The 254-nt window shown below is 42.1% G+C and carries 1 protein-coding gene; it reads left to right on the top strand.

Going from position 1 to position 254, the window contains the following annotated elements; translation table 11 throughout:
* Positions 1-254: P-loop NTPase (locus AAEY79_RS15720; RefSeq protein WP_352289544.1), on the top strand; the 254-nt coding region annotated here is incomplete at both ends.

The following is a 254-nucleotide window of genomic DNA, read 5'->3' as shown; positions in this document are numbered from 1 at the left end:
GTCGAAAACATGGCACTACATACGTGTAGCAACTGTAATCATACCGAAGCTATCTTTGGCACAGGTGGCGGCGAAAAAATCGCTGAGCAATATCAGGTGCCGCTATTAGGTCAGTTGCCATTGGCGAGCGTTATTCGTGCACAAGTGGATAATGGTGAGCAAAGTGTCTTAGCCGATGATGAATTTGCACCTTACTATATGAGAATTGCTAAAAATATTGAAGCCAATATTAATAAATTTGCCAAGCCTATCGA

The organism is Psychrobacter sp. GW64-MNA-CIBAN-0177 (genome assembly GCF_040309585.1).
GTDB lineage: Bacteria > Pseudomonadota > Gammaproteobacteria > Pseudomonadales > Moraxellaceae > Psychrobacter > Psychrobacter okhotskensis.
Note: the sequence above shows the minus strand (reverse complement) of the source record. Positions and strands in the feature narration are given on the sequence as shown.